The sequence below is a fragment of the Mesorhizobium sp. M4A.F.Ca.ET.020.02.1.1 genome (assembly GCF_004022645.1).
Classification (GTDB): Bacteria; Pseudomonadota; Alphaproteobacteria; order Rhizobiales; family Rhizobiaceae; genus Mesorhizobium.
Genome location: NZ_RZOI01000315.1, coordinates 1 through 6563 on the forward strand (window position 1 = coordinate 1; position 6563 = coordinate 6563).

The following is a 6563-nucleotide window of genomic DNA, read 5'->3' on the forward strand; positions in this document are numbered from 1 at the left end:
GATGTGCCCGGAAACGATCTTCATCAGCCCGCCGATGGCGTCGAAGCCGGGGCTGGCGGCCGCCATGATGTCCTTGGAATGGCGCGCCGCAATCGGCCTGACCTTGGCCTCGACCTCGGCCGGCGGAAAGGCGCTCAGCACCGACGATTTCATCTGCCGGTAGGCGGCGCCGTCCTGCATGCCGAGGATGAAGTTCGAGCCGCGCGCCAGCTCGGCCATTTCCGGCCCGTAGGGCGTCTCGAACTCCTCGCCGCGCTCCAATATGTCGCGAACGTCGGCGTTCCTGGTGACGAGCAGGAAATTGCCGAAGCCAAGACTCGGCTTGAAGCGGCGCAGCAGCGCGAGGGCCCAGCGGGGATCGCCGAAGAAAAAGTTCGCGATGCGGGACGCCAAGCCCTTGGCGCGGAGCCGTTCAATGTCGAAAGGCGGCATTTCCGACAGCGGTCGCTGGCTTTTCTGGGCCGCGCGGACTTTATCGAAGTACTTTAACTTGATCATGCACGTTCAAGCCCCCCGGCTGTCCACCTCATTGCGATGCCGGCCGTCTCTTGGCCTATGGTCGCATCGGCTCGGAGTATGTGATTCTTTTCACAATCATCTGTGTCCAGCCCATCGCCTCCGCGAAATCACATCGCCGATCTTGCCAGTTCGAAATTGGCGATGAGGAATTCATTCGCGGCCTTGTTGGCGAAAGGTATCCAGCGCACCCGCTGCTCCGAGAAGTCCGGATGCCTGGTCGTGAAAATCGCCAGTTCGCGTTTGGCCTCATCGACACGGCCGCTGCGCATCAAGGCGCCGATCTTCAGGTATCGGGCGTAGAAATAGCCAGGCGACAGGTTGAGCGAACGATCGGCCGTGGCGATCACGGCCGGCCAGTTCTCGACGAAACTGTAGGCGACCGCCAGTTCCCCCAGATTGTGGAACCGGTAGAGATCGAAAGGACTCAGCCGCTCGGTATCGAGGAAGAACGGTATGGCGTCGGCGGCATCTCCGAGCAGAAGCTTGGCGCTGCCCATGGCCGAGCGCGCAAAGGCAAAGCTCGGGTTGATGTGCAGCGCTTCCTCGAGATGCTCGATCGCGGCCCGCGGCTGACCCCGCATGATATCGATGACGCCAAGATGGGCGTGCGGGCGCGCGTCCAGGCTGTCCATCAGCAAGGCCTTGCGCGCGTACTGCTCGACCTTGTCCAGGTCATCGCTGTCGCCAAAACGCAGCCACGCCCGCCAGAAATACCACCATGCCAGCTCGTTCAGCACGGCGCTGGAATTGGCGTCCTCCCGATAGGCCTTTTCGAAGAAATCCAGGGCGATTTCGGTATCGCCGCGCGTGCGCCGGTTCATGTGCCAGCGACCGCGTCGAACCAATTGCCAGGTCTCCAGGCTTTCCCACGGCACCTGGAAGGTGCGCGCCTGTTCGGCCCGGTCCACTTCCTTGTCGAGCATCGAGACGATCTCGCTGCCGATCTGGTCGCGCAGCTTGAAGATGTCGACGAGGTCGCGGTCGAAGCGCTGCGACCAGACCAGCCGTCCGTTCGAGGTGTCGGCAAGCGAGGTGTTGAGGCGGATCTGGCTGCCATTGCGCGTCAGAGTGCCGCTGACGATGTAGCGCGCGCCAAGCGCGTTGCCGATTACCCGCGTGCCCAGGCTATCGTCGCGAAATTGGAAGCTGGAGCTCTTGGCGATCACTGAAAGCCATCTCGTGTTCGAGAGGCCGTAGATAATGTCCTCGGCGATGCCATCGGCCATGTAGCCGACGTCGCGCTCGCCACCATCGCCGGCGAAAGGCAGCACGGCAATCGCCGGCGGGCCTTTGGGCGGCGACTTTTGCTGGCTGACGGCTGGCGAAATGGCGGCGAGCGGCGCCGCTGGCGACGCATTGCCACCGCGGCCCGCTATCATCACCCGCACCGGCAGCGCGATGTTCTTCAGCATGAATTCGCCAAGGTCGGTGAATTCCGCCGCGGTCTTGTCCTTCACGTGGTGCCATGTCGTCTCCGAAATGGCGAGGCCGTCATGCGGCGCGAACTCCTGCAGCCTGGCGGCGATGTTGACGTCGTCGCCATAGAGGCGGCCCTCGCGCACGATGACGTCGCCGGTGTTGATGCCGGCGCGAAACGGCATGCGCATGTCCTCGGCGACGGCGGCGTTAAGCGCTACGATCCTACCCTGGAAATCGAAGGCGGCGCGCAAGGCTTCGATCGGATTGCCGAATTCGGCCATGATGCTGTCGCCGGCGTCGCCGAAAGTCCGGCCGCCAAACGCCACGCAGCTATCGGCGATAATGTCGCGTCGTTCCTCGAAAGCGGCGACGGCCAACTCGTCGTCGATGCCCATCAGCCGCGAGAATCCGACGGCATCGATAGAAATGATGGTCGCCAGCTGACGGGTGTAGTTCCGTTCAGCCATGGTCGAAGCCACCGGTCCCTGCTTGCGGTCCAGCACAGGCGACTTCCGCTTTGTTGAACACTTCACCGTTTGCCGACGAATGATCGTCGGCAGGCTCGGCGCGCCGTTGCCACCCTGTTATGTTAGCAAGTCTAACAGGGTCTTCGCAAAAGCTCTACTACGATCAGCTAATTGAACGCAGCGCGCGGCCGCTTGCATGGTTAGCCGTTTGTTACTCAGGTTGTGCATTGTTAGCTCGCCCTTTCGTATTGGAATTACTGAATTTTCTCTATTTCAGCTGGGCCGAATGCACATGGCTCCGTCGTCACCCGCAGTCGCCAGGCCGCCCCTGGAACAGGCGTTGTACTCCACTGGCGGAACCAACAGGGACGCGGGCGAGTTCTTTACGGCATCCATGCCAGCACGAGATGAGGGGCAATCATGCGCACTGTTGTTTTGACGACCGGCCTTGCGGTTCTTCTCCTCGGTGGACCCGCCTTCGCGGCCGATGAAAGGCCGCTGCCGCCATCGAACGCCAAGAAGCTGTCGGAGATCATCGCCAAGGTCGAGCAACGTCCTGACTTCCGCTATGTGAAGGAGGTTGACTGGGACGGCGGTGTCTACACCGTTACCTACTATACGACCGACAAGGCGAAGGTCGAAATCTCCTACGACCCGGTGACCGCAGAACCGAGCGAGGCCAGATAGGACGCTGCGCCGCCACCATTCGACCATTCCGCACCGCGCACTCTCTGCGGATCGCGGCGGACCGGCGATGCCTGTCGTCGCCTCGCCTCCCCTTGCACAAAACCGGCTTTGATGGCTGACTGCTGCTCCACGGATGCGGGCACGGGGGTGCAGGGCAGTGGTAAAACACGTATTGAAGCGCGTCCTGATGATGCTTGCCGGCTATCTGGTGGCCGTTCTCGTCGGGCTGATCGCAGTAGCGGCGATCTATGGGATACTCAGTTCGCTGCCCAACGCGCCGGCCTATTTCGACCTCATGGGCGTCAGCCCGATCGCCGTGCTGCTGGTGCCGCCGCTCGGCATGTTCGTCTACTTCCTGACGATCATCCTGACGTGGATGCAGACCCTCGCCTTCGCCCTGATCGCGGAGTTTTTCTCGTTGCGCAGCTTCCTGCTGCACATGGTCTTCGGCGCCATTGCGGCGGCCGCAGGTTTCACGCTGATCTGGCCGGACGCGCCTGAGAGTCCCGAGCGCTGGGCCGACACTGGGATCATCGCCGCCGCCGGCCTGGTCGCCGGCCTGATCTATTGGCTGATCGCCGGGCGCGACGCCGGCTTCAGACGCCCGCTCTTCGAGCGCGCCTGAGCTAGCTCGCCGGAGAGCGCACCGCCTCGGTCGCGTCCAGCGCCTGCATCAGCCTCGTGTCACGGTCGTAGACGTCGTTGAAATACTCGACATTGCCGGACATGTCGGGCCAGGCGGTGAAATAGGCGACATAGACAGGGATGGTGCGGGTCACCTTTTCGGTCGAATGACCGTGCTTCAACTTCTCGGCGATGTAGTCGACCGAGGTGCCGAGCACCGCCGCCGCCATGCCGCGCGGATCCTGCAAGCGCACGCAGCCATGGCTGAGCGCGCGCATGTCGCGCTCGAAGAAGGATTTCTGCGGCGTGTCATGCATGTAGATGGCGTGCTTGTTGGGGAACAGGATCTTCAGCTCACCCAACGCATTGGCCTCGCTCGGCTGCTGGCGCACGCTGTAGGGGATGTTGGCGCCGTAGGCGCCCCAATTGACCGCCGATGACGGCACGCGCCGCCCGCTCGAATCCGTCACTTCATAGCCGGCACGGTCGAGATAGCCCGGATCGTTGCGCAGCCTGGGCAGCATCTCATTGACGATGATCGATTGCGGCACCCCCCAATAGGGATGGAAATCGACCTGTTCGATCTGGTCGTAGAAGAAAGCCGTCTGGTTGGTAACCTTGCCGACGACCGCGCGGGTTTTCAGCTTCTCCTCGCCATTGTCGATATAGGCGGCGGTGAAGGCCGGCTGGTTGATGAAGACACGCGGGCTGCCGAGATCGGACGGTAGCCAGCGCAACTCTTCCAGCGCGACCTCGACCTTGGTGATCTTGTCGGCTTTGGAAGTTCCGGCGAGCGACGCCACCGTACGCGGACCGATCACGCCGTCACCCTTCATGCCGGCCCGCTTCTGCACCGCCTTGATGACAGGCACCAGCTCGGGATCGTAGAGCTCGCTCTTGCCCAGCCTGGCAAGGACCTCGCCATAGTCGCCGCCCATCTCGTCATCTAGGTTGCGCGCGATCAGCGTCAGGACCTTGGGCAGTTCGGGACTGCTCTCGCCTGGCTTCAGCAACAGCTTGGGGTCGACGACGATCTCGTTTTCCTCGCTGGCCTGCAGCGCTTCCAGCTCGACGCGCAGCGCCTGATACTCCGCGTTCTGCGGATGGCGCGATTCCAGATAGGTGCGAACCTCCTGCGTGTGCGCAAGCGTCTTCAGCACGCCGTCCATGTCCAGCGGCTTGGCCGGGAAATCATAGTAGCCGGTCATCCGGTTGGGATCGACGCGGCCGCTCTGGGCATCATGGGCATAGCGCAGCACGCGCGCCGACAGCGCCATCTCGAAGCGGACGAGTTCCTTCAGGCGCTCGTCCGCGCTGGCCGAGGATGATGCGGCCGGAATGTCGACCGTGTAGTCGGCTGGCGTCAGGCCATAGCTTGCCGCCTCGCCTAGCACCCGCACCGCGTCCTGCGCACGGCTGTTGGGGGCGGTTCCGGTCACCCAGATGAAATCCGGATTGGCCGAGTAGTAGGCGATCAGCGCCTTGGCGATGTCGGGCTCAGCATAAAGCTCATAGTCACCCAGTCCGGCGATCGCCTCGCGGAAGGCATCGCTGGCGACAGACGGCACGAAGGCGGCATCCTGCGCCGCCACAGTCGCCGGCGCCGGCACCAACGCTGAAAAGTTGACGCGCACGAGACGGTCGGCCTTGTAGGTGTAGTAGGACGGGCTGCTGATCCTGGAGCCACCGCCGGCTGGCACCTTGCTGGGTCTCGGCTTGGGCGGCGGCGGGAATTCGCCTTGCGGGTTATGCCGGACGCCGCCACCGAACAGCATGTCGAACAGGCCTTGCGCGTTCGCCTGCGGGGCGCCGAGAGCCAGCGTCGCGGCAACCGCAAGCGGCATCACGCAGGCCGTGTTTCCGAAAATTTTCATGATCACCCGCTCCGGTTGTGAACCGGCTCCCGTTCCGCGCCGCTAGACGGTCACGCCCACCGCATGGCGGATGTAAGGCGCGATTATACCGATTCATACTGATTTCGTTAAGCTTCCATAAATTTCGGCGCCGCTGTTGCAGAACAGTTTCACAAGTTGGTGACAGTCTTGGGCGAAGCGGCTTCGGCCCATGGCGGTTGCATCAGGCGTCGGCGCCGGCGTTGGTGGTCCACATGGTGCTTGCGACGAATCGGCACTTCGTGCCCTGCCCGCCGGATGGCCACGTTGGCTGGCGCGCCAGGGTGGCGTGGCTAGCCATGGCCGGCACCAACGCCGCGTGACAAATGCCAGCCCTTGTGCTGGAAATCTGGTGGGCAAGCCACGGTCGGGAGGAATGCGCCGGTGAAAAAAGGCTATCGCGAGTTGCTCGACGAGGCGAACGCCGAGATCGAGGTGGTGTCGCCGGAGGAAGCGGCGGGGCTAATCGAGGACGAGGACACGATCTTCGTCGACCTGCGCGATCCGCGCGAGGTCGAGCGCGACGGCAAGATCCCCGGCGCCAGGCATGTCACGCGCGGCATGCTGGAATTCTGGATCGATCCGGAAAGCCCCTATCACAAGCCGTTCTTCGCCTCGGGCAAGAGCTTTGTCTTCTTTTGCGCCGGCGGCTGGCGCTCGGCGCTGGCCACCAAAACGGCGCAGGACATGGGCCTTTCGCCGGTCAAGCACATCCTTGGCGGCTACACCGCCTGGAAGGCGGCCGGACTGCCGGTCGAGCCGGGGCAGAAGAAGAAGGCCGACTGACAGCGCTTCAATGCATCAACGTCGAGTCGCGGTGCTCGGCCGCGAAGCGGACGGCGCGTTCGACCACGCCCTTGTCGGCGAGGATGCGGCGGTGGCCGAGCCCGTCGACCCAATGCAGGCTGACATGATCGCCGGCGCCGGCATAGCGCGTGGCATGGTCGGCAGAGAC

At 63.3% G+C, this 6563-nt stretch carries 5 protein-coding genes and 2 pseudogenes; 3 read left to right on the plus strand and 4 right to left on the minus strand.

All coding sequences use genetic code 11. The features are described from left to right. Both EN742_RS19420 and EN742_RS19425 read right to left on the minus strand, forming a co-directional pair. A pseudogene (locus EN742_RS19420) lies at positions 1-498 on the minus strand (cytochrome P450); the annotation flags it as partial. Positions 499-626: 128 nt separating this feature from the next. Beyond that, on the minus strand, positions 627-2405 hold the full coding sequence (locus EN742_RS19425; protein WP_128333163.1) for an adenylate/guanylate cyclase domain-containing protein: 1779 nt from the start codon (positions 2403-2405) through the stop codon (positions 627-629). Between the two features lie 420 nt (positions 2406-2825). On the opposite strand from EN742_RS19425, the gene EN742_RS19430 reads away from it, so the two are divergent. Both EN742_RS19430 and EN742_RS19435 read left to right on the plus strand, forming a co-directional pair. Continuing rightward, a complete protein-coding gene (locus EN742_RS19430) occupies positions 2826-3092 on the plus strand; it encodes a PepSY domain-containing protein (protein WP_127407181.1) in 267 nt (88 codons plus the stop codon). Positions 3093-3279: 187 nt separating this feature from the next. Further along, positions 3280-3717 (plus strand): hypothetical protein, encoded by a 438-nt coding sequence (locus EN742_RS19435; RefSeq protein WP_189375465.1) that lies wholly within the window; start codon positions 3280-3282, stop codon positions 3715-3717. 1 nt (position 3718) lies between these two features. Here the strand turns inward: EN742_RS19435 and EN742_RS19440 are convergent, their stop codons facing one another. Next, entirely contained in the window at positions 3719-5590 is a 1872-nt protein-coding gene (locus EN742_RS19440; RefSeq protein ID WP_128333162.1) for a murein L,D-transpeptidase, read from the minus strand. A 402-nt stretch (positions 5591-5992) separates the two neighbouring features. Between EN742_RS19440 and EN742_RS19445 the strand changes: the two genes are divergently transcribed. Further along, entirely contained in the window at positions 5993-6394 is a 402-nt protein-coding gene (locus tag EN742_RS19445; protein WP_126054518.1) for a rhodanese-like domain-containing protein, read from the plus strand. A gap of 7 nt (positions 6395-6401) precedes the next feature. On the opposite strand, the pseudogene EN742_RS39470 reads toward EN742_RS19445, so the two are convergent. Further along, positions 6402-6563 (minus strand): annotated as a pseudogene (locus EN742_RS39470) (alpha/beta hydrolase); the annotation flags it as partial.